The sequence below is a fragment of the Brevibacillus sp. FW301-21C12A genome, from assembly GCF_058788915.1.
In genome coordinates, this window is the sequence record NZ_JBYTBG010000041.1 from 16724 (window position 1) to 40262 (window position 23539).

Annotated in this window: 18 protein-coding genes, 1 tRNA gene and 1 pseudogene; 16 read left to right on the forward strand and 4 right to left on the reverse strand. The window is 54.1% G+C overall.

The features are described 5' to 3' along the window. The first annotated feature begins 18 nt into the window (after positions 1-18). The 4 genes from AC3WQH_RS20450 to AC3WQH_RS20465 are packed head-to-tail and all read left to right on the forward strand — an operon-like array spanning position 19 to position 3940. Positions 19-447, forward strand: coding sequence for a MarR family winged helix-turn-helix transcriptional regulator (locus AC3WQH_RS20450; protein ID WP_005833849.1), 429 nt, complete (start codon positions 19-21; stop codon positions 445-447). A gap of 9 nt (positions 448-456) precedes the next feature. Next, positions 457-1116, forward strand: coding sequence for an efflux RND transporter periplasmic adaptor subunit (locus AC3WQH_RS20455; protein WP_005833851.1), 660 nt, complete (start codon positions 457-459; stop codon positions 1114-1116). 6 nt (positions 1117-1122) lie between these two features. Next, on the forward strand, positions 1123-2352 hold the full coding sequence (locus AC3WQH_RS20460; RefSeq protein WP_005833853.1) for an efflux RND transporter periplasmic adaptor subunit: 1230 nt from the start codon (positions 1123-1125) through the stop codon (positions 2350-2352). Between the two features lie 13 nt (positions 2353-2365). Beyond that, positions 2366-3940 (forward strand): DHA2 family efflux MFS transporter permease subunit, encoded by a 1575-nt coding sequence (locus AC3WQH_RS20465; protein ID WP_310670556.1) that lies wholly within the window; start codon positions 2366-2368, stop codon positions 3938-3940. A 510-nt stretch (positions 3941-4450) separates the two neighbouring features. On the opposite strand, the gene AC3WQH_RS20470 is transcribed toward AC3WQH_RS20465, so the two are convergent. After that, positions 4451-5395 carry a DMT family transporter gene (locus tag AC3WQH_RS20470; protein ID WP_025846842.1) on the reverse strand — a complete coding sequence of 315 codons (945 nt, stop codon included), beginning with the start codon at positions 5393-5395 and terminating at the stop codon, positions 4451-4453. A 128-nt stretch (positions 5396-5523) separates the two neighbouring features. Between AC3WQH_RS20470 and AC3WQH_RS20475 the strand changes: the two genes are divergently transcribed. Then, a complete protein-coding gene (locus AC3WQH_RS20475) occupies positions 5524-6276 on the forward strand; it encodes an N-acetylmuramoyl-L-alanine amidase family protein (protein ID WP_005833860.1) in 753 nt (250 codons plus the stop codon). Here the strand turns inward: AC3WQH_RS20475 and AC3WQH_RS20480 are convergent. Then, positions 6254-7075 (reverse strand): divergent polysaccharide deacetylase family protein, encoded by an 822-nt coding sequence (locus AC3WQH_RS20480; RefSeq protein ID WP_310670555.1) that lies wholly within the window; start codon positions 7073-7075, stop codon positions 6254-6256. The two genes, AC3WQH_RS20475 and AC3WQH_RS20480, sit on opposite strands and share 23 nt — an antisense overlap. A gap of 111 nt (positions 7076-7186) precedes the next feature. Between AC3WQH_RS20480 and polA the strand changes: the two genes are divergently transcribed. The 5 genes from polA to AC3WQH_RS20505 all read left to right on the forward strand — a co-directional run bounded on the left by polA (position 7187) and on the right by AC3WQH_RS20505 (position 13129). Further along, positions 7187-9838 carry a DNA polymerase I gene (gene polA / locus AC3WQH_RS20485; RefSeq protein WP_221843326.1) on the forward strand — a complete coding sequence of 884 codons (2652 nt, stop codon included), beginning with the start codon at positions 7187-7189 and terminating at the stop codon, positions 9836-9838. A gap of 53 nt (positions 9839-9891) precedes the next feature. Further along, positions 9892-10719 carry a DNA-formamidopyrimidine glycosylase gene (gene mutM / locus AC3WQH_RS20490; RefSeq protein WP_005833866.1) on the forward strand — a complete coding sequence of 276 codons (828 nt, stop codon included), beginning with the start codon at positions 9892-9894 and terminating at the stop codon, positions 10717-10719. Positions 10720-10746: 27 nt separating this feature from the next. Beyond that, positions 10747-11349, forward strand: coding sequence for a dephospho-CoA kinase (coaE, locus tag AC3WQH_RS20495; protein ID WP_005833868.1), 603 nt, complete (start codon positions 10747-10749; stop codon positions 11347-11349). Next, complete coding sequence (locus AC3WQH_RS20500) at positions 11346-11909, forward strand: lytic transglycosylase domain-containing protein (RefSeq protein WP_005833870.1); 564 nt, start codon at positions 11346-11348, stop codon at positions 11907-11909. Before coaE ends, AC3WQH_RS20500 begins: the two co-directional genes overlap by 4 nt. Before the next feature lie 173 nt (positions 11910-12082). Next, on the forward strand, positions 12083-13129 hold the full coding sequence (locus tag AC3WQH_RS20505; protein WP_005833872.1) for a glyceraldehyde-3-phosphate dehydrogenase: 1047 nt from the start codon (positions 12083-12085) through the stop codon (positions 13127-13129). A gap of 134 nt (positions 13130-13263) precedes the next feature. Here the strand turns inward: AC3WQH_RS20505 and AC3WQH_RS20510 are convergent, their stop codons facing one another. Then, positions 13264-14394: an HD-GYP domain-containing protein gene (locus tag AC3WQH_RS20510; RefSeq protein ID WP_007784773.1), complete on the reverse strand. Its 1131-nt coding sequence runs from the start codon at positions 14392-14394 to the stop codon at positions 13264-13266. Positions 14395-14531: 137 nt separating this feature from the next. Here AC3WQH_RS20510 and nrdR point away from each other — a divergent pair, with 137 nt between their 5' ends. The 3 genes from nrdR to dnaI all read left to right on the forward strand — a co-directional run bounded on the left by nrdR (position 14532) and on the right by dnaI (position 17551). Continuing rightward, on the forward strand, positions 14532-15017 hold the full coding sequence (nrdR, locus tag AC3WQH_RS20515; protein WP_007784772.1) for a transcriptional regulator NrdR: 486 nt from the start codon (positions 14532-14534) through the stop codon (positions 15015-15017). A 140-nt stretch (positions 15018-15157) separates the two neighbouring features. Then, on the forward strand, positions 15158-16597 hold the full coding sequence (locus AC3WQH_RS20520; RefSeq protein ID WP_005833878.1) for a replication initiation and membrane attachment family protein: 1440 nt from the start codon (positions 15158-15160) through the stop codon (positions 16595-16597). Between the two features lie 15 nt (positions 16598-16612). Next, positions 16613-17551, forward strand: a complete 939-nt coding sequence (dnaI, locus tag AC3WQH_RS20525; protein WP_005833880.1) for a primosomal protein DnaI — start codon at positions 16613-16615, stop codon at positions 17549-17551. Here the strand turns inward: dnaI and AC3WQH_RS20530 are convergent. Then, the gene (locus AC3WQH_RS20530) at positions 17441-18163 is read right to left on the reverse strand and encodes a YdcF family protein (protein WP_007784768.1); all 723 of its coding nucleotides are present in this window, start codon (positions 18161-18163) and stop codon (positions 17441-17443) included. The genes dnaI and AC3WQH_RS20530 overlap by 111 nt on opposite strands. A 206-nt stretch (positions 18164-18369) precedes the next feature. On the opposite strand from AC3WQH_RS20530, the gene AC3WQH_RS20535 reads away from it, so the two are divergent. The 3 genes and pseudogenes from AC3WQH_RS20535 (at position 18370) to AC3WQH_RS20545 (ending at position 22823) form a co-directional block, all read left to right on the forward strand. Further along, entirely contained in the window at positions 18370-21009 is a 2640-nt protein-coding gene (locus tag AC3WQH_RS20535; protein WP_283858851.1) for an Ig-like domain-containing protein, read from the forward strand. A 300-nt stretch (positions 21010-21309) separates the two neighbouring features. Further along, positions 21310-22403 (forward strand): annotated as a pseudogene (locus AC3WQH_RS20540) (ankyrin repeat domain-containing protein). A gap of 344 nt (positions 22404-22747) precedes the next feature. Next, positions 22748-22823, forward strand: a tRNA-Ala gene (locus AC3WQH_RS20545). Positions 22824-23539: the final 716 nt, after the last annotated feature.

The window sequence follows — 23539 nt, forward strand, 5'->3', positions numbered from 1 at the left end:
GTAGGAAAGGAGTGCATCATGAACAAGCCTTTGCATATACGGGAATTGCTGAAGCGTCTGAACAAGACGTTTGCGACGATGGCTACGAAGGAGCTGAGCAAGTACGGCTTGACCGTTCCTCAGTTGATGGTCATCCGGCAAATTCATTGCGATCCCAAGACGATCGGCCAGCTAAGCAAAGCTGTCGATCTGTCGTACAGTACCGTTTCCGGCATCATTGACCGGCTGGAGAGAGAGCAGTTGGTCGAGCGTGTCCGCGACGACAAAGACCGCCGTGTCGTCTGGATTCGGAAAACGGAGAAGATTACAGAACTGTTTGCCAAGGTGGACCTTTTTTCAGAGGAATTTTACAAGCGGATTTTCCACGGTTTTTCGGATGAAGACCTGGACGGCATTATTTACTCGATGGAAACGTTGATTGCGAAACTAGAAGAGAGAGAAAGCTGAGGAGAAACCATGAAGCGAAAACTGGTATTGTATGTCATTTTGCTCCTGTTCGTTGTAGGGGGCGGGGGCATCGGTTACTACTACTGGTATCAGGGTGAACATTACGTAACGACGCAGGATGCCAGAGTGGCAGGGGACATTTATCGGGTCATGCCCAAAATGACAGGCAAGCTGACTGCCCTCACTGTCAAAGAAGGCGACACAGTCGTAGCCGACCAGATCGTCGGGCAGCAAGACACGACCAACATCGCGACAAACCTTTTGGAAAACAGCGTGCTGCGTTCCCCGATCACTGGCACGGTCATCAAAACGCAGGCGAAGGAAGGCGAGATTGTTTCCACAGGACAATCCGTTGCGCTGGTGATTGACGAGAGCAAGCTGTACATCTCCGCCAACCTGGAAGAAACCGAGATCGAGCGACTGAAACTGGGACAAAAGGTAGAATTTACGCTGGATGCCTACCCGGGCAAAAAGCTGACTGGCCATCTGATGGAGATCGGCAAAGCAACCAACTCCACGTTTTCCTTGATGCCAGCCGTAAACACTAGCGGGAACTTCACAAAGGTCACCCAGCGGATTCCGATTAAAATTGCCATTGACGACACAGCAGGTCTACATTTGGCTGCCGGTTTGAACGCCGAGATCAAAGTGCAAGTGAAGGAGATGTAATCTGGCATGAAAAAGACAGCTCAATGGAAATCGATCGCGGCTGTGCTGATGGCAATTTCGCTCATTACCGCAGGCTGTAGTGATACGTCTTCTGCTTCGACAGGAGAGGAAAGCATCCCGGTTGTAAAGACGTGGAAGGTGACGTCCTCGCAATCCGGCCTGATTGCGAGCGGGAAAATTGCCGCTTCGGACGAGATTCAGGTCGTCTCCAAAGTATCGGGCAAAGTGGCGAGCGTCAACGCGAAGGAAGGCTCTGTCGTCAAGGCAGGAGATGTCCTGGTGACGCTGGAAGCAGCCGATTACCAGCAGCAAATCAACCAGGCACAGGCCGCGATTGCCGGAGCAAACGCAAAGCTGCGCGACACAAAAGCAGGCGCGCGCAACGAGCAGCTCACACAGTTGGCAAGCGTCGTGACGCAAGCGCAGGCAGGTTTGAAAGTAGCAGAGAGCAACTACAACCGGATGAAAGCTTTGTTTGACGCAGGAGCGCTGTCCCAGGCGGAATTGGAAAAAGTTTCGCTCGATTTGGAAAAGGCGCGTACTGGTCTGGAGCAGGCACAGGCGCAGTACGATCTGGCGAAAGCGGGTCCGACTGCGGATACGGTCGCAGCCCTGCAAGCGGAAGTAAGCCGTCTCAATTCCGGCCTGGAGCTGGCGAAAAGCAGCTATGACAACACGATCATTCGCGCGCCAATCAGCGGAATCGTCGCGAAGCGCTCGATTGATCCGGGCGAGATGGCGGCAGCAGGCTCGCCGCTTCTGGTGCTGGTGAACATGTCTGACGTGAAGGTGGAGGCGAGCGTCTCCCAGGATCAGATCAACAATGTCAAAGTAGGCTCTACGGTTGACGTCAAAGTAGGCAGTCTGGGCGGCAAGGTTCTGAAAGGAACTGTCGAGTTCGTCTCCCCGGTTTCTGACGCCAACAGCAGCTCGTTCCCGATCAAGGTCAAAGTGAGCAACCAGGAAGGACTGCTGCGCGCAGGGATGGTAGCGGAGGTCGTGCTGCAAGGTCAGGCGAGCCAGGGAATGAAAGTGCCAAGCTCGGCTGTTCTGGAAAAAGATAACAAGCATTACATTTACACCGTGGACAACGACGTCGTCCATCAGGTGGAAGTGTCTGTAGACAGCGCCAGCGGTGAGTGGACAACAGTAACCCAAGGTGTGAAAGACAACGATCAGATCGTGCTGAATCCGACAGACAAATTGTCCGAGGGCACCAAGGTAATCGCAAACTAACGGGGGTGATGGCATGGCGGAAGCGGTGGCACAGCGGGAGGACAAAAGCGGCAGTGGCGGCATGTGGCTGTCACTGGTCGCGATCCTCTCGGGAACCTTCGTTGCGATTTTGAATAACAGTTTGATTAACGTTGCCCTGCCCACCATGGTCAGTATTTTCGGCTCCACGACGGAGACCATGCAATGGGTTTTGACGGGCTACATGCTGGCAAACGCCGTCATGATTCCGATGAGCGGTTCGCTGTCGGCCAAGTTCGGGGCGAAAAAAATATTCGTCCTGTCGCTTGCGGCCTTTACGATCTCCTCCGTCCTCTGCGCGCTCGCCTGGAGCGATTCTTCGCTGATCGCCTTTCGCGTCGTGCAGGGCGTGAGTGGCGGGATGATTATGCCGATCGGAATGTCGATGATTTACATGATCGTCCCGCGCGAAAAGATCGGGATGGCGCTGGGGATTTTCGGGATTGCCTCGATGACGGCGCCCGCGCTCGGTCCGACATTGGGCGGGTACCTCATCGAATTTTTAAGCTGGCAGTTTTTGTTTTTGATCGGTGTTCCGTTCGGGATTTTCGCCGTTATCATGAGTATGGTGCTGCTCAAGGAAACGCCGAAAAAGCCGGAGCTGAAGTTCGACTACCTCGGGGCTTTCCTGGCGATTGTCGGCTTTGGCGCACTTCTGCTCGCCTTCAGCAAAGGGCAGGCAGAGGGATGGACGTCGTTTTACATCGTCAGCCTGTTCTTCGTGGCGATCATGAGCCTGGCGCTGTTCGTCTGGGTGGAGCTGGGAAAAGAACAGCCGCTCTTGGATCTGCGGCTGCTGAAAATCCCGGTATTTTCGATCAGTATCTTGACTTCGGGCTTCGTCATGATGGGGATGATGGGCGGGATCTTCCTGATGCCAATCTTCCTGCAAAACATCCAGGGGATGACGGCCATGGAGTCGGGGATTTTGCTGATGCCGCAATCTGTCGCGATGGCGGTCATGATGCCGATCAGCGGCAAGCTGATGGACAAATACGGCATCGGCCCGATCGGGCTGGTCGGGCTGACGATCATGACGGTTACGACTTATGAGCTGCACAATCTCGCGGCAGACAGCATGCACTCCTGGATGGACATGATTTTGACCATCCGTGGCGTCGGCATCGGGCTGTGCATGATGACGCTGTCCACAGTCGGGATGAACGCCGTGCCGCGCACGAGCGTAGGGGACGCTTCGCCGCTCTCCAACGTGCTGCGTCAGGTGATGAGCTCGTTTGCAATTGCGATTTTGACGGTTATCATGCAGGCGCGCCAAAATTTCCACATGGCGTCGATCGCAGACAATCTCAATACGGATATGGCGACGCAGTTTATCAGCGGCATCTCCGGCTTGTACGCGCAGGCAGGGGTAGATGCAGCGAGCGCCGCAGGCGGGGCCAGCACGATCCTGTACGGGATGATGGCGAAGGAAGCGCTGGTGCAAGGAATCGGGGACACCTTCCTCGTCTCCGTAATCCCGATTGCGCTGTCGATTCCACTCTTGTACTTTTTGCATAAAAAACCTAAGAAAAATCCACAGGCGCCCGAGCAGCAAAAGGCGGCTGCCTAAACGAAAAAGCGAAAGGGTCACTTCTGCAAGCCTCATGTCAGGATGCGGGAGTGACCCTACTTTTATATTGTTGCGTGCTTGTTCCGGCTTTTGTGCTGGGGCTTACTGCTTGGAAGAATGGCGTGGATCGTGGCTGTAGCGGAGGGAGGAAACAGGAGAAACCGCTGCAGGTGCTTGGGGCCTCTGGCGGGGAAGCTGGGCAGGAGTCCCAAAGACCTTCGCTTGTTTCTCCTGTTTCCTCTGCGAGCTGTTTCTGTTGTTCGATCTTCCTTGAATGGACCACTTTGGACGCGGTTTCGCTTTTTCCACGGAGCCATGCAGTGAAGCTTCCCAGCAGGGATTCCAAGAAGCTACAGCGATTTCGCCTCTTTCCTCGCCTCACCAAAAGTACCGATCAAGGCAATCCCCTAAGACGAAACTTTCCACAACCAGTACACAATCCTCCCCACAATATAACCAAGCAAAACCGTCCAGCCAATCTTGGCCCAGACATTCAGGCCTTTCACAAATTCACGCAAGCTTTTTCGGGGTTGGGGGTGCTTGTTCACCTTGAGACACTCCTTTTGCTGGTTGGTTATAGCGAATAAACAAATAAATACCGGCGATGATAATCAGTCCGCCGACCCATTGCGGCACGGTGACGACTTCTCCCAGAATGAAGTAAGCCAGGATGGCGGTTCCGATCGGTTCCCCCAGAATGCCCATGGAAATCGTGGTCGTGTTCAACCATTTGATGACCCAGTTGAAAATCGAGTGGCCGAGCAAGGTCGGGAACAGCGCGAGGCAGAAAAACCAGCCCCAGTCCTGTGCAGGGTAGCCGACCAGCGGATAGCCGAGAACGAGATCGTAGGCGACCAGAATCACGCTCGTCGCCGTGTAGACGACCAGTGTGTAGGTAAACGAAGACATGTGCTGGCGGACGTACTGGCCGACCAGCCAGTAGCCGGTGACGGTCACCGCGCCGAGCAAGGCGAGCGCGTCGCCGAAAAGAGCCATGCCGCCGACCTGAAAATCTCCCCAGCCAATGACGAAGCTGCCTGCGATGGCGAGCAATCCGCCCGAGAGTGCGAGCAGCCGCACGCGCTCCCCGAAAAAGAAGTAACCGCCGATAAAGGCGAATAAGGGCTGCAACGTTACCAGCACGGTTGAGCTGGCTACAGACGTGTAGTTCAACGATTCGAACCACAACAGAAAATGGCTGGCCAAAAATGCGCCGGACAATAGACAGAGTAGCCACACTTTTCTGCTCATGTTTCCGATCTCCGCGAGAGCGCCGCGATTCCAGAGCAAAAACGGAAGCGTCAGGACGACGGAAAAAATCAGCCGATACGTGGCGATAATCGGCGCAGGCGCGCTGGACAGCTTGACGAAAATCGCGGACGAGGAGATGGCGATCACCCCGATGAGCAGTGCCAAGTACGGGGGAAACAGCGGCTTTTCCAATGGTTGATTCATGTGTACACCTTCTTATGTCAGCTACAAGTCACGATGTTTTCTATTGTACCGTTCGCCTGAAAAATTCACAATGTTATGCTTACCCAGTTGCCTGAAAGGTTTTTTTTCAATCAGGCAATCCTACAGGCATGAGATACCTACATTCCTTTTTCCGCATCGTTGTGTTGTTGCTTTTGCTCGTGTGCATGCCTGCGCGAACAGAAGCGATCCCGCTGACCCCCATCCACATCCTGATCGACGTCGGCCACGGAGGGGTGGACTCCGGCACCTCTTACGGCAATCTGCATGAAAAAGACATCAATCTGCAAATTGCCAAGCGCCTATACGAGCAACTGACCAAGGCAGGGTACAGCGTAGCGTTGAATCGCTATGAGGATATCGCGCTGAGCGACGACAACCGCTGGCTGGGCAATCGCTCCCGGCATATTCGCGACCTCGCCCAGCGCAAAAATTTGGCGAAGGAAATCGTGCCGCAAATGATGCTGAGCCTGCACGTGAACTGGTCGAGCGATTCGCGCCGCCGCGGGCCAGTCGTGCTCTACCAGAGCAATGAACAGAGCTTTATGCTGGCCGATCTGCTGCAAAGCTCGCTGAACCGGCTGGCGAACACAAACGACAAGCCGGTCAAGGGCAAGACGTACTACATGCTGCGTCACAGCTACTGTCCGTCGGTCATCGTGGAGATGGGGTTTATCAGCAACGCTTCTGACCGTGAAATGCTGACCACTCCTGCGTCACAAGAAAAAATCGCCCAGGCCATCAGAGAAGCCGTGAGCGAATACGTGACCTTGACAGGAAATCTGAAAATGGAGACGTTCGCAGAAGAAAGCTGGTGGCAAGAGCCATTGATCCAGCAGATCAATGGCCGACTTGATGAATAAGCTGTGAAATCGTGACAAATTCGGCCTCCTTCTGAATCCGCGGGATGTACTGGCGCAGAACGGAGGCTGTTTTTTTGCCCGGAGGCCCGACGTGCCCGATCGCGATGCAGAGCGGGTGGTTGCCGATCAGCTTGCATATTTTCTCCATCTGCTTGGTGATGTGCGGAACAGAGTAGACGTCGTCGAGAAAAATCTGGTTTTCCGCGTGCGGTACGCCCATCTCCTCGGCGATTTTGCCGGCCACGCTCTTGTCTGTCGTTTTGCTGTCCAGGTATATGAGGCCGCGCTTTTTGACGACACTCATGATAATTCGCATGATGCGCTCGTCAGCCGTCACCTTGGAGCCCATATGGTTGTTCATCCCGATGGCGTGCGGCACGTCGTCAATCGCTTTTTCGACCCGCTGGCGAATTTCTTCATCGGACAGATCGGTCGTAATGGCACCTGGCCCGAGCCACGAGCGTTTGCCCTTGACAGGCTCCATCGGCATGTGGACGAACACGTCGTGCCCTTTTTTGTGGGCAAGCTCCGCGTCCTGCTTCGTGCTTGGCATAAACGGCATGACCGCGACAGTCAGCGGCACGGGCAAATTCAGCATTTCCTCTGTTCCTGCCATGTTGTTGCCAAAATCGTCGATGACAAAGGCCACCAGATTTTTCGGTTTTGGCGGTAAAGGAGAAGCGGTGTCGCCTTGGGCCGCTGCCCACGATAGAGGGAAGCAAAAAAGCAGGATAGCAAGTACGAGCGGAAATCTTTTCAGCAAATACATATGATCGCCTTCCTTGTCCATTTTTTTCATAGTCTGTTCAACCGCGCCGGTGTTTACCCGCATCATCTGCGGCTTGGCTTAGGCGATCGCCCTATGTTACGATAAAAGATAGTAGTTTTGCCACGAGAGGGGTCGGATTCCTTGAGTCATTTTGTGTTGATTGACGGAAACAGCGTAGCCAACCGGGCGTTTTATGCGCTCCCTTTGTTGTCCACGTCAGCCGGACTGCACACGAACGCAGTCCTCGGTTTTACCACGATGTTGCTTCGCGTGCTGGAGGAAATGAAGCCAACGCATATTATGGTTGCGTTTGACGCGGGAAAAGTCGTCTTCCGCCACAGCGAGTACGCCGAATACAAAGGCGGGCGCAGCAAAACGCCGCCGGAGCTGTCCGAACAGTTTCCGCTCATCCGGGAGCTGCTCGACGCCTTTTCGATCAAGCATTTTGAGTTGGAAGGCTACGAGGCGGACGACATCATCGGCACGTTGACCAGGCATGCGGATGCCCAGGCTTGGAAAACAACCGTCATTACCGGGGACAAGGATATGCTCCAACTCGTGTCCGATCACGTATCGGTCGCGCTGACCCGCAAAGGCGTCAGTGAAATCGAGTTGTACACCCCGCAGGAAATTCAGGAAAAATACGGCCTTGCGCCGCTGCAAATCATTGATTTGAAAGGCTTGATGGGCGATTCGTCCGACAATATTCCGGGCGTGCCCGGCGTCGGCGAGAAGACGGCCCTGAAGCTATTGCACGAATACGGCTCTGTCGAGAAGGTGCTGGAAAACATCGACCGCATCTCCGGCAAGAAGCTGCAGGAAAACTTGCGCGAAAATGTGGACAAGGCCAACATGAGCAAGGCGTTGGCGACGATTTTGCGCGAAGCTCCGGTCGAGCTGGACGTGCACGAGACGGCCTACGACGGCTACGACGGAGCGCTCGTCAGCGACTTTTTCAAAAAGATGGAGTTCAAGTCGCTGCTCTCCAAAATCAAGGTGGCACAGCCCGCAGAAGGAAGCGGACAGGAGACTTCTGCGAAGCCTTTTGAATTTGAAGTAGTCACAGAGGAAAACGCGGACAAGTACGCAGACAAGCTGACCTCCCCGATGGCCTTGTACATCGAAATGGACGGCGAGAACTACCACCATGCTCCGATTCTTGGCTTCGGACTGGCAGCGGAAGGAACGGTGCTTTTCGTACCGTGGGATGTAGCGCGGGAGTGGAAGGCGTTCTGTGCGTGGCTGGCCGACCCTGCCAAGGAAAAGTGGGCGTTTGACGGAAAACGCGACACGGTAGGGCTGGCATGGCATGGGCTGGAGGCAAACGGGATCAGCTTTGACGTCTACCTCGCTTCCTACCTGCTCAACGCCTCGGAGAGCAATCCGACGCTCGACAGCATCGCTTCCCAGTACGCCCAGGTGCGGGTGCTGTCTGACGAAGAGGTGTACGGAAAAGGGGCCAAGCGCCTCGTGCCGGAAATGGACGTGCTCTGCGAACATGTGGCGCACAAGGCTGCGGCGATTTGGCAGAGCGTGCCGGTACTTCGCGAGCAGTTGGCGGAAAACGAAATGGTGGAGCTGCTCCGCGATCTGGAAGCGCCGCTCAGCATGGTGCTGGCGCGCATGGAAAAACAAGGGGTCAAGGTCAACAGCGAGCGTCTCGTGCAAATGGGCGAGGAGCTGGACAAAAAGCTGGCCGATTTAACCACACAGATTTACGACCTGGCTGGCGGGCCGTTCAACATCAACTCGCCTAAACAACTGGGCGAAATTTTGTTCGACAAGCTGGCCTTGCCTGTCATCAAAAAGACGAAGACTGGCCCTTCGACCAGTGCAGACGTGCTGGAGAAGCTGGCTCCGTACCATCCGATCATCGACGCGATCCTGAACTTCCGTCAGCTCGGCAAGTTGCGCTCGACGTACATTGAAGGGCTGACAAAAGAAATTCATACGAAGACGAGCAAGGTGCACACCTTGTACAACCAGGCGACCACGGCTACAGGACGTCTGTCCAGCACGGAACCAAACTTGCAGAACATCCCGATTCGCATGGAGGAAGGCCGCAAAATTCGCGAGGCGTTCATCCCGTCCGAGGACGGCTGGTACATGCTGGCAGCGGACTACTCGCAGATCGAGCTGCGGATTTTGGCCCACATTTCCGGCGACGAAAATTTGATCGACGCGTTCCGGAAAGGGATGGACATTCATACGCGCACTGCGATGGACGTATTCGGTGTGAGCGAGGGCGAAGTGACTTCCTTGATGCGCCGCCAGGCCAAAGCGGTCAACTTCGGCATCGTCTACGGCATCAGCGACTACGGCTTGTCGCAAAACTTGAACATCACCCGCAAGGAAGCCGCCGAGTTCATCGAGCGCTACTTCGCCGTCTTCTCCGGTGTGAAGCGCTGGATGGACGAGATTGTCCAGCAGGCCAAGCAGGACGGCTACGTGACGACGTTGTTGCACCGTCGCCGCTACTTGCCCGACATTCGCAGCAGCAACTTCAACCTGCGTTCCTTCGCGGAGCGCACAGCGATGAACACGCCGATTCAAGGGACGGCTGCCGACGTCATCAAGCTGGCGATGATTCGCATGCAGGAGAGCCTGGAGCAAAAAGGGCTGTCCAGCCGGATGCTTTTGCAGGTGCACGATGAGCTCGTGTTTGAAGTGCCGGAAAACGAACTTGCGATCATGCGCAAGCTCGTGCCGGAAGTCATGGAAGGGGCGCTTGCGCTCGACGTTCCGCTCAAAGTGGACGTGAGCGACGGGCGAAGCTGGTACGACGCCAAGTAGGCAGGCCGCCAAACCAAAAAAGAGAGAATGCAGTCAGCGAGAGGAGGAGGCATATGCCGGAGTTGCCAGAGGTAGAAACCGTCGTCCGCACATTGCGCAGTCTGGTGCTGGGAAAAACGATTGAACGGGTCAGTGTCCATCTGCCCCGGATCGTTCGCCAGCCGGATGACGTGGAAGCGTTCAAGGCCCAGCTTGCGGGCCAGACGATCCAGGAGATCGCGCGGCGGGCCAAGTTCATTCAATTTTTCATGGATCAGGACGTGCTCATTTCCCATCTGCGGATGGAAGGAAGATACGGGCTGTACCAGGCAGACGAGCCTGTGGAGAAGCATACGCACGTCGTGTTTCACTTCACGGACCAGACCGAGCTGCGCTACCGGGACGTGCGCCAGTTCGGGACGATGGACCTTTTTCCAAAAGGCCAGGAGACGGCTACAGGACCGCTGGCCAAGCTGGGGGTAGAGCCGCTGGAGGAAAGCTTTACTCCCGACGTCCTGCGCAAGCTGCTCGCAGGCAGGCCAACAAAAATTAAACCGCTCCTGTTGAACCAGGAATGTATTGTGGGACTGGGGAATATTTATGTGGACGAGTCACTGTTTAAGGCAGGGATTCACCCCGAGAAGCCGGCAGGCAAATTGACTCGCAAAGAGGTCGACCGACTGCATGAAAGCATCGTCGCTACCTTGTCCGAAGCAGTCGAGCAAGGGGGCAGCTCCATCAAGTCCTACGTGAACGGGCAGGGCGAAATGGGGATGTTCCAGCAATCGCTCATGGTCTACGGGCGAAAAAATGAGCCTTGTGTCCGCTGCGGAGCCGAGATTGTCCGCTTTGTGGTGGGGGGCAGAGGAACCCACATTTGCCCAGTGTGCCAGAAAAAGTAAACTTTTTGCCGAGGGAGGAGGATGGGCATGATCTTAGGATTGACGGGCGGGATTGCCACTGGCAAGAGCACAGTGACCGGCATGCTGAGAGAGCGCGGGATTCCGGTCATTGACGCGGACCAGATCGCCAGAGAGGTCGTGGAGCCGGGCAAGCCGGCGTATGAAGCGATTGTGCGTCATTTCGGAAGAGACATCCTGTTGGAAGACGGTCAAATTGACCGAAAAGGGCTTGGGGAGATCGTGTTTTCAGACGAGTCCGAGCGTCAAAAGCTGAACGCCATCGTCCATCCCGAGGTACGGCGAGTGATGCGGGAAGAGGCGGAAGCAGCCGAGGCAAACGGGGCTGACATCGTGTTCATGGACATTCCGCTGTTGTTTGAAAGCAAGCTGCAGCATATGGTCGAGAAAATTGTCGTGGTTTACGCGCCGTACGACATGCAGCTTGCGCGGATGATCGAGCGGGACGAACTGGAAGAAGAGCAGGCGAAAAAGCGGTTGCGCGCCCAGTTTCCGATTGAGCAGAAGAAGCTGGAAGCCGACTTTTTGATCGACAACTCCTTTTCCCGCGAAGAGACTGAGCGGCAGGTGGAAGCGCTTCTCGCCGCAATCAGGTCGGAGCAGCGCTCATGAGACCAGGCAAACGCGCAGCATTCATTCTGCTCGTTCTGATGAGCGTTTTTTTGCTGCAAGGCACGCCTTTGGTTTGGAAATGGATGTACCCCATCAAGTATCAGCAGGAAATCGTGACAGCAGCGATCAAATACAATGTAGACCCTTATCTGATTTTGGCCGTCATCCGTTCCGAGAGCGGCTTCAAAACAGACCGCGTCTCGAAAAAAGGAGCGGTCGGCCTGATGCAGATCATGCCGGATACGGCGGAGTGGATCGTCAGCCAGGCCAAATTCCGTCCGCAAGACGAGCAGTACTTGTACGATCCCGTCATGAACATCGAGATCGGGACGTGGTACCTGAACTTTTTGCTGAACCGCTACGAGGGCGATCTCATCAAGGTCATCGCGGCCTACAATGCCGGACCGGGAAAAGTGAACGGCTGGCTGGAAAGCCAACAGTGGAGCGGGCACCGCGAAACGATTGAAGACATTCCGTTCGGAGAGACGCGCCAATATGTGCAGCGAGTCCTCTATTATCATGACCGTTACAAGCGCATATATGACTTCCAGTTGAGGTAAAAGCCGTTTCTCTTGCAGGAGAGCGGCTTTTATCTTTGCGTGGGTACAAAAAATAGGAGGGGAAAATCGTCCAAATATTTATTTTTCAGTAAAACACATTGATAATTGTGTTATACTTATTATAATGAAAGTAACGGATCAGTGTAACTTAATTGCGAAAGGGGTTTCTATTTATGACAATCAAAATTGGTATTAATGGTTTCGGCCGTATTGGGCGCATGGTATTCCGCCGCGCTATCCAGGACCCCAACATTGAAATCGTAGCGATCAACGCCAGCTATCCTGCGGAGACGCTTGCACACTTGCTGAAATACGACACGATTCATGGACGCCTGCAAAATAAAGTGGAAGTACAAGACAACAAAATCATTGTAGATGGCAAAGCGACAGTTGTCCTTTCCGACCGCGACCCGCTCAAGCTGCCTTGGGGCGAACTGGGTGTGGAAATCGTCGTGGAAGCGACTGGAAAATTCAAGGATCGCGAAGGCGCTGGCAAGCACCTGCAAAGCGGAGCGAAAAAAGTGGTCATCACGGCTCCAGCCAAGGAAGAAGACGCAACGATCGTCATGGGCGTAAACGATTCCATCTACGACCATGCGAATCACCATATCGTGTCCAACGCTTCCTGCACCACCAACTGCCTGGCTCCGGTGGCAAAAGTGCTCAACGATGCGTTCGGCATCGAGCAAGGCTTGATGACAACCATTCACTCGATCACAAACGATCAGGTGAACATCGACAACCCGCACAAAGACCTGCGCCGTGCGCGCGCGGCTGGCGAGTCCATCATCCCGACTACTACGGGCGCTGCTCGCGCGGTAGGCAAAGTATTGCCTGAGCTGAATGGCAAGCTGAACGGCTTTGCGCTGCGTGTCCCTACCCCGAATGTATCGGTTGTGGACCTGGTAATCAACACGAAAAAGCCTGTAACCGTAGAAGAAGTGAACCGCGTGCTGCGCGAAGCAAGCGAAGGCAGCATGAAAGGCTACCTCGAGTTTTGCGACGAGCCGCTCGTATCCAGCGACTTCAACGGCAACGACAACTCCTCGATCGTCGACGGTCTGTCCACGATGGTCATGGGAACCAACCAGGTAAAAGTAATCGCTTGGTACGACAACGAGTGGGGCTACTCCTGCCGCGTCGTAGACCTCGTGCGCCACGTATCGGAAATGCACAACCAGGCAACTGCCAAAGAAGCAGCGGCGGCTGGTGTCAACTAAGCTCGACTGAGCAAGCCCTTTGCCCGTTTCAAACGAAGCGGCAAAGGGCTTTTTGTCATGCTTGCCCCTCCCCGCAAAAAAAAGGCTACGCCGTCAAAAGGGCGAAGCCAAATTGTTTTCGCTATCATTTCCATTCACGAAGAAGAAGATTCAGACAAGCCGCTGATGTTAAACAATTGATCGTCTTCGAAGCCGACGATAAACAGCTTGATGTTTTCTTTCAGGTCGAGATCATAGGGAGCGATGACATCGTTGCCGCGCCCGTCTTTCAAGACGCGGATCGTCGGCCGATGGGAATAGTCCGGGTCAACGCGACTGACTACCCCTGTCTCGCCCGTATTGAGGACGACGCTGCTTCCGATCGGGAAAATCGCGATGTGCTTGATAAAGGCGTTCACCAGATGATGCTCGAAAAGATGACCGCCAGAGCCAAGCAAGTATTCGACAGCATCCTGGGGCATGTAGCGCTTGCGCCAGGGACGCGGAGAGGTCAATGAGTCATAAATATCGCAAAGACCGACGATCTGGGCGAATTCATGAATCTGCTTCCCGACCAGGCCCTGGGGATAGCCGCTCCCGTTCAGCCGTTCGTGGTGCTGCAAACAGACGTGGGCAGACAACAAGGAAATGTCGTGCTGCTTGCGAAGCAGGTCAAAGCCGAGCGTCGCATGCTGCTTCGCCAGCTCCTGTTCTTCTGCATTCCAGCGCTCTTTTTTCTGCAAAAGCTCCTCCGGCAAACTGACCTTGCCGATATCGTGCAGCATGGCTCCGATGCCCAGGTTCATCAGTTGGGTCCGGTTGTAGCCGAGCGACATGCCGACTGCCGTCGCGAGCACTGCCACGTTGACCGAATGATGGTACAGGGATGGAGAATGGGAAGAGATCGTGGTCAGGTGACCGACCATCTGCTTGTTTTGCATCAGGTCGTCCAGAATGGAGCTGAAAGCCCGTTGAAAATGCAGGCCCATTTCTTTCAGGGAGATTTTGCGGGCCAGCTTGTTCGAGTTGGTGATCTGCTTGATCGTTTTTTCAATGACTTCCACGGCAACTTGTCTGGTCTGCGGACGAATGACGTCCTCCACTACGATGTCTTCCGTGCGTGGATCATCAATGTAAACGGAGTCGACACCGGATCGTTGAAGTCCGGATATCAAGCGCTCTGTCAACTGCATACCGACGCCAAGCAGCACTTTTCCATCTTCGGTGAAAACGGTACGGCCGAGCTTCATTCCCGGCTGGGCTTGTCTTAAAGAAACTAAACGCATTCCAATCCCTCCAACAGTACCCATATTGTACTCCATTCGACTTATGCTTTAAATAGGTACAAGGATTGACTTGACTTCTGACTGGAATATGAGGGACACTGTAGACATGTATTGTCAGTATTGGAGTTGATTCTGATATGCGTTGTCCATTTTGTGAATACAATGGCACTAAAGTCCTGGATTCGCGCCCCTTTAACCATAATAAATCAATCCGTCGCCGCCGGGAATGCGAATCGTGCGAACGTCGTTTTACTACATTTGAAATGGTCGAGGAAACGCCGCTCTTGATCGTGAAAAAGGATGGCACCCGCGAGGAGTTCAGCCGCGAAAAGGTGTTGCGCGGTCTGGTGCGCGCCTGCGAGAAGCGACCTGTTCCGTTGGAAGTGCTGGAAAATGTGGTGAACGACATTGAAAAAGAGCTGCGTAGCTGCGGCCAGGCGGAAATCCCGAGCAACGATGTCGGGGAAAAGGTCATGGAGCGTTTGTACCACGTCGATGAAGTCGCTTACGTCCGTTTTGCCTCTGTTTATCGCCAATTCAAAGATATCAATGTATTCATGAAAGAGCTGGAGGAGCTTCTGGCGCAGGCGAGGGGCAGCCAGTCTTCGTTGCCGAATGATTAAGAGATAGATAACCGATAGGACTCTCCTCACGCTCTTGCGAATTTCGCCGGGGCTATTTTGCTTTCCAGTTATTTTTCTACGCACATCCGTTTGCCATGCTATAATAATAGAATCGAATTTTGTCAGGAAGGAAAGATCTGATGCGCCGTTTAGTCTGGAACGAATTGTTGCCAAAAGATCGTTACCTGGTGCGGCTGGCAAGACCTCTCAGCTTTTCGGAAATGGGGTTTGTCACGCAGTTGTACTTGCCGATCATTGGCGTCGAATCGTACGCCCTCTACCAAATGCTTGTCCACAGTGTGCAGGAAGCGAGCGGGGCCTCTGCGGAGGGAACCCATCGCAGTCTCATGCTCGCCTCTTCGCTGTCCCTGGATCGTTTGCTGGATGCGCGTGAACGCCTGGAGGCCATCGGACTTGTCGAAGTGCGCCGCCGGGAAAACCAGCAGCGCGATTATTACTACGAATATTTGCTGAAACCGCCGCTTGCGCCCGGAGAGTTTTTCGCGGACTACGTGCTTTCATTGATGCTGCTCAACAAAATCGAAAACGTCCGCTACTCCCAGTTGCGGCAGCAGTATGCCGATGCCTTGGGCAGCAAGCTGGCAGAGGAATATTCGCAGGTAGAAAATATCACCAAAGATTTTCACGAAGTTTTCCAATCGTTGAAACCGTCGGAGCTGGAAGTGAAAAAAGGCTCGGAGCGCGAGCGCTTTTTGACCGAGATGGAGACAAACTTCCCGCAGGCCGAGATGAAGTCCGGCTTCGAAGCACAGGTGAACCATTCGCTGAGCGTGTCGTCTTTGCGGCTGTACTTGCCGGACAACGCCGATGCCGCCAAAGTGCTGGAAGGCAAAAGCATGGAGCTGTTGTTTTCGCTCTGCCATTTTTATCAGTTGGATAGCTGGGGCATGGGGCAGGAGCTGCGCGACTGGACGCTGTACAAGGCGGACCGGAGCCTGGACGGAGAGGTGCTTCGCAAGCGGCTCATGCAGCGCTACACGGAAGGCAAGCTGTATCGCAGCGATGCGGCTTTGGCTACGCCAGATGACGACTGGGGGCCGGGCAAGTTGCCTGAACCGGGCAGCGAAGCGTTTGTGCGCGCCTGCCGGCTGCTTTCCCCGCTGGCGCTGTTGGAAAAGGTCGTGGGCGGCCGCGTGAGCAAGGTGTATCTGGAACGCGCCGAGACGTTGGTGTTCGCAGATGGCATGTCGCCGGAAGTCGTGAACGCGCTGCTTTTGCACACGCTCGCCAGCATGCAGATGGAGCTGCCGAAAGCGTACATGGAGACGATTCGCGACAGTTGGAAGGCGAAGCGGATTGCCACTGTCGATGAAGCGGTGAAGCAAATCGTGGAGCGCTCCGAGCAACGGGCGCAGTCCGGCGAAAAAGCAAAAACAGCGAAGAAGGAACCAACTCCGGTCAGACGAAACGGCCGGGCGATTTTGCAAGACAAGCTGCCAGCTTCGGTGGAATGGCAGTTGTCGCAGGAAAAGGCAGCGCCGGACGCTTCCAAAGGGCAGTCCATTCAGGATTTTCCGGAATTGCAAAAGAGGCTGGAAACGCTGCGAAAACGGAAGTAAGGGGAGTGAGGGAATATGGAATCTATCAGCGAGTTCATGCAGGAGCTTGCCAAGCGAACGCCGCGTCAACTGCTGACACCCGATCAGCAATTGGATAAAATGTTCCGTTCGTCTGCGTATTTGAAAGCTTTTCAGGCGGAGCACCCGGCATTGACCCGAGACGATTACCTTCGCTCGCTCTCCAGCATTTATACAGCAGTCAAGGAGCAGTATTGGTGCGAGCGTTGTCCGGGGCTTGGCGAGTGCCCGAATCTGGTCAGGGGTCACAGCACCCAGCTTGAGGTGGCCCACGGCAACATCGTCAGCTCGATCAGGCCCTGTTCCAAGCAGCTTGCGCACGAGGAAGAGGTGCGCCGCCGTCGCCTCATGCGCAGCTACTACGTGTCCGAAGAGACGATGAACGCGAGCTTCGAGTCAATGGTCATCGACGCCGACAATTTGGCCTCGGTGGAAGCGGCGATCCAGTTTTGTGAAAAGGTAGGTACGGGCGAGCGGGTCAAGGGCCTGTATTTCCACGGCCCGTTTGGCGTTGGAAAAAGCTACATCATGGGCGCGATCGGCCGCGAGCTGTCCGAGCGCAATGTCGCTTCCCTGCTCGTGTACGTGCCTGACTTTATCCGCGAGATGAAAGATTCGATCTCGGACCAGTCGTACGCTGGGAAGCTGGAGCTGCTCAAGGAAGTGCCTGTGCTCATCCTCGACGACATCGGGGCGGAAAACTTGACGCCGTGGGTGCGGGACGAGATTTTGGGCGTCATTTTGAACCAGCGGGCGAACAACCATTTGCCGACGCTGTTTACCTCGAACTACTCGCTGGAGGAGCTGCAGGAGCATTTGTCTATCTCAAATGGCAACCGGATTGAGCAGACAAAGGCGGCGCGGATCATGGAGCGGATTCGTCACTTCGTGGACGTTTACGAAATCCGCCGCCAAAACCATCGAGCGGGCAGCTAACGCGAAGAGGCGGGAGGCTTCCCAGTACGAGATGGCAAGCACCTCTCTGCCCCGATGGTACGGCCCGAACAAGACATGCGAGTGTACGGCGACCGGAGAGGCGTTCCACCCAAGCGATTCGGCCATGGTCATTGCGCGGGCCAAATGGTAGTCGTGGCTAATTATCAACACATGGTGCATACGATAGTCGTCGAAAGCCTGCTGGCCGTACAGCAGGTTTTCGTATGTACTGGTGGACTGGTTCTCCATGAGAATGTGCTCTGCCGGGATGCCGTGGGCGACCAGATAGTCCCGGCTGACCTCTGCTTCTGTTTTCGTTTTTCCCTCGCCCAGTCCGCCTGTGACGAGCAAGGCAGACACGTAGCCATCCCGGTACAACTGGACGGCTTGCTCCAACCGCTCGCGCAGTCCGGGACTTGGGCCTTCTCCCCACACAGCAGCCCCCAGCACGATGCCGACATCGGCGTGTCGGGGGACAGCCTGCTCGGCCGTTTCTTCAATCCGTTGCCAATGATAGCCGACCCACATTCCGCCGAGCAGAACGACGACGGTGAGCGCCCGCAGCGCTCTGCGCGGAAAAAAATCTCGTATTCGTTTTCGCAGTTTTTTCATGCTATCGTTGCTCCCTCGCATCTCTCTTTTTCGTGCAAATGCTCGATCATTCTCTTTATTTAGACGTTGCAACTACTATCTAGTTACACGCTTCGACACATAGCCGACATAAATAACTGGTAAATTATTTCTCGCAAATGCCGATATAGTAATGGTGAGATGGTTTCGAAAAACAGCAAATTTCTTACTTGCGAGGGAGGCTGGCAATGTTCTGGAAAAAAACGATGCTCTTGTTTCTGGCCGTCCTGCTATTTGTGGGAACCGGAAGTGCAGGGATCGGATTGGCTGCGGAAGTCATCAACCGCCTTGTACTGACCAAAAACGAGGTAACGCTAGAGTTGGGTGACACCGTTTCCGTAGGGGCGACGGCCATCTATGAGAGCGGGAAAACGGAAGAGGTTACAGTGAAGACGAATTGGCAAAGCCCGGACCAGGGCAAGGTGATTAACGTCTACTCGGGACAAATCACAGCCAAGGCTGTCGGAAACGCCGTAGTCACTGCGGAATATATGGGCAAGACAGCTATCGTCAATGTAAACGTCACGAAAAAAGTAAAGGCGCTGTCGCTGAATCAGCAGTCCGTCAACACCCGGATCGGGGAAGAGAAAACGGTTGAATTGACGGCTTACTACAGCGAAGGCGAACCTGAAAACGTAACGGAAAAAGCCGACTGGTCAATCGACAAGCCGGCAGTTGCGACCGTCATTAACGGCAAGATCAGAGGCTTGAGCTCCGGTACGGCAACCGTTACGGCCAAGTACGGCAGCCAGACGACGAGCGTACAGGTCAGCGTGGAAATCGCTCACCGCCTCATTCCGAGCAAAACACAAGTGTCCCTGCTTTTGGGCAACCCTGGCACAAGCTCGGAAACAATCAAACTGCTCGCGATCTTCCCGGACGACACTCCGGAAGATAACGATGTAGCAGCGAAAGCCGAATGGTCTTCGGACAACCCGGCAGTAGCCGACGCGCTGAAAGGGACGATCACGGCATACGGTCCGGGCTCGGCTACCATCACAGCCAAATACGGCACCAAGACCGCAACGATCAAGGTTGACGTCGACAATACGCAACGGCTGGTGGCGACTCCCCAGAACGTATTTTTGAAGGTGGGAGAAAACAAGCCGGTGAAGCTGGAAGCCACCTATGCCAACTCGTCTACGCCTGTAGACGTCAATGACAAGGCAGAGTGGTCTTCGGACCGTGAAGATGTTGCGTACTACAGCAACGGACAAATTTATGCTGTCGCTTCAGGCGAAGCCATCATCACCGCCAAATACAGCAACAAAACGGTACAAATCTTGGTGGATGTAGAAGTGCCGCGCTCGCTGGACATCATCCCGTCCTACCTGACGATGGCAAGCGGCAAAACCGTGGAAATCGGAAGTGCGCCAAATGGCAACAACGTCATTGTGAAAGCCTTTTTTGCCGACGGACAGAGCGAGAACATTACCGACAAGCTCGAATGGTCCTCGGATCACCCGGATATCGTGTTTGCCAGCGGGAAAACCATTTCCGCCTACAAAGCAGGGACGGCGACCTTGACCGCCAAATACGGCGGGAAGACAGCTACGCTGGTCGTGGACGTGGATGTGCCGCAAAGCTTGACCGCCAACCCGGCCAAAGTCGCGATCCAGGTCGGAGATGTCAAGCAGGTAACAGTAACTGCTGCTTTCCCTGACGGAACAAGCACAGATGTGACCCAAAAAGTGACCTGGACATCCAGCGCGCCAGCAGTAGCCACTGTGCGCCAGGGACTGGTAACAGGTGTATCCACCGGGGCTGCGACGATCACGGCGACTTATGGGACACGCTCGATCAACATTCCGGTATCCATCGGCGTGCTGCAATCGCTGACCGTGGACAAAAAGTCGCTGGTCCTGAGCAAAGGCGACAGCCAGGAAGTCAAGCTGACCGCCACCTACGCGGACGGCACAGTCAAGGACAACATCAATGACCAGGCGACATGGACTACCTCCTCCGGTGCGGTAGCCGAAGTGAACGCGGGCAAAATTACCGCCGTTGCTTCCGGAAAAGCAACGATCACAGGTACGTTTGAAGGCAAGAGCGTGACGGTTGCCGTAGAGGTCGATCAAGCGCAAACTTTGACGATCAACCCTCGCCTGGTGATTATGAACGTCAATGACTCCACGGCAGTTGAATTGAAGGCGACAGACAGCTCGGGCGCAACCGTTGACGTCTCCAAAACCGCGGAATGGACCTCGTCCAACCTGAAGGTAGCCGACGTGGAAAACGGCAAAGTACGCGGCCTTGCCAATGGCCGCGCCACGATCACCTTCAAGTACGGCGGCAAGTCTGTAACCCTTCCGGTGGAAGTGGGAATCGTCACCAAGCTGGAGGCGGACAAGCGCTTTGTCAGCCTGAAATCGAATGGCAGCAGCGTCCAAATCAAGCTGACCGCCACCTTGTCAGACGGACGCACCATGGACGTCACCAGCCTTGCTGACTGGAAGACGAGCAACTACAAGGTAGCAGACGTCTCCAAAGGCTTGGTCAAAGGGCTCGCCTACGGGAAGTCCACGATTACAGCCAAATACAACGACAAGAGCGTCTCCGTCCCTGTCGATGTAGACACGCTGAAATATTTGAAAACAGACGTCGTCCAGGTCATCATGAACAAGGGCGAAACGAAGCAAGTCAACGCCATCGCCACCTACACGGACGGCTCTGAGGCAAACGTCACGAAGCCAGCCTTGTGGACTACTTCGCGTCTGCTGGTCGCAGACGTGAAAGACGGTGTCATCAAGGCGACAGGCTCGGGCAAAGCGACGATCTACGTCAGCTACGGCGGCAAGAAAACGCCGATTGTGGTGACGGTGCGGTAGGTAAGAGCAGGAACAGATTTAAATTCATCTAATTCTAATTCCAGAAGGGGTGTCTCCATGGTCGATTGTTCGATCAAGGGGCGCCTCTTTTTTCATGGAATGGTAGCGTCTCCAAAGGGTGTCTCATGGCTAACACGGCCAGCCGGGAGAAGGGAGATTTGCGTAAGCGCTTGGCTGGACCGGACTTTCGGATTGTTGTTTTTTTCCAACAGCTTGTCTATACTTTACGTAGCTTTTGCATCTACATAGATTTTGACTATAAATTAGGCAGGTTTTGAGGCGGGGGAGGAGTCAGGGCAGATGGTCAAACTGAAAGATATCGGGAGTTTTGAGGTGCTGCCGGAAATCGCAGCACACATTTACGAGGGAAACGTCGCGGCTTTGCAGGCGGCGATTGCGGCAGGCTGGGATGTAGAAGAAAAGATCGTCCTGAGCCAATATACGACCGTAAGCCCGTTGGAGCTGGCGCTAGTAGCGGAGAAGCTGGAGGTGGTCAAGCTCCTGGTTGAGCACGGCGTCAACCTGAATGCGAAGGACGAACCTGCTTTTCTCATCGCTGTCCGCTATTGCAAGGAAGACATCGTCCGCTACCTCGCCGCCCAAGGCGCGCGGCTGGACATGAAAAACCGGGTCGGCTCCGGCGCGTATGCCCAAGCGTACTACGGCAACAAAAAGAATATTCCGCTCATCCACGAACTGGGACTCGATATCAGGCTGCATGGAGGCGACGTGTTGCGCATGGCCGTATCCGACCACGACCGGAAAACCGTCGATTACTTGCTCGATCACGGAGTCGACATCAACTACAACCAGCCGGACATGGTCTATCCGTATCGGGCGACTCCACTAACCGTCGCAACGCGCATGGGCAATCTCGCCATGGCCAAGCATCTGGTCGAACGCGGCGCCGACTTCACCCTGGCGGAAAAAGGCGGCGAGCGCCCCTACACCATCGCTGTCAGCAGCAAGCACGAGGAACTGGCCGCCTATTTGAAATCGTTGGAGCCTGCAAAGTTTCATGATGTGGAGAACAGGAAGTATGAGCTGCAAACGTACAAGCTGTCTGCCGAGCTGGTTCGTTTTCTCACTGGTGACAATCTGCGTGTGGAGCTTGCGGAAAACGAGTACGGGATGGGGTATATTGATTTCTTTTCGTTGGCGGATACGATCGAACTGAAAGTTGGGCGGCAAAAGCTGCTGCGTCTGTCTGCGGATATCGACAACTATTCGCATCTGCATCTGGTGTGGAATCCGAAGAGAAAGGCATGATTGGTTGCTACGATGAGGAGCATGGGGAGTATGCCGATCTGGGCAGCTTTGCGGAGTTTTTGGCGCAGCCGGAGGTGTATTTGGTCCGGTTTATGGAGGGAGAGGTTGAGGAGAAGAAGGCTTAGGAGGCGAAGGGGCGGTGATGGCCTGTTGGCTTCGGCAGCCCTTGTTTCAGACAGCTCTTATTTCATCGAGGAAGTGCCGGAAGGGAAGCTGGCAGATGGAGGTGTTGGATGGCGGTGGAGTACATAGGAAGGATGATAGACAGGGGCGTTTTTGGGTTTGGTTTTGTTTTCGGAGTTTGAACTGTGGGTGTTGAGTGGGGGGAGTGATTGAAATGTGAGTGAGCTATTCGGGAGATTTTTTTCATGACGAGCCTGACTTTTTCCGTTTTTTTCGCTTGCACTGTAATAGAGAGGTGTGCTATACTGAGATCATTGAGGCGGTAACCCGCTACAGCATACATAATGGGGCATTAGCTCAGCTGGGAGAGCGCTACACTGGCAGTGTAGAGGTCAGCGGTTCGATCCCGCTATGCTCCACCATATGAAAGTATTTAAACCCTTGGTTCCCAAGGGTTTTTTGTGTTTTTGTATTCCGAAAACTCCAGTTCGACTGCTGAGTGCACCCTTTAGAATAGAGATTGGAAATCCATAGGGAAATCCGATGACTTCTAGGGGGGCATTTTTATGGCAACCAAAGGACAGAAGCTTTAATCATAACAAGAATTCGTGAAAATCGAAGCACTTCGTTTGCGTGTTGAGGAAAAGTGGACGTGTCGTCGGATTACTAAGCAGTTGGGAAGTATCTCAATCATAGAGTAACGAATATTTTAAGCACTATTGCGACAAATAGTTTATTGACTGAACAGGAAAAGTATGTTATTTTTAAATTATGTAATAATATGTATTTTGTGGTATAAAATAGTTTTTTGTTTTAATGATATCCATTGCACGTTTTCCCCCCCTTCTCTATGAAAAAAACATTTAACTTTAGTTGTTAGTTGCATTATCACGACGTAGAGGTGGTTATTTTAATGAGGAAGTCTAAAATAGTACTCCTACTTGGGAGTTATCTATTGGTTTTTTTGATCGGTGGATTTTCTCAAAATTTATTTTCTTATGCTGAGAATGTACATGGCACTTATCTTTCAGATGATGAGAGAAAGGATTTTGTCAATATTACTAGGATGTGTCTGAAAACTCATTATTGAGTTAGTTTAAAGATGGACGCGACATATACAAACGCTAGGAATGATTTG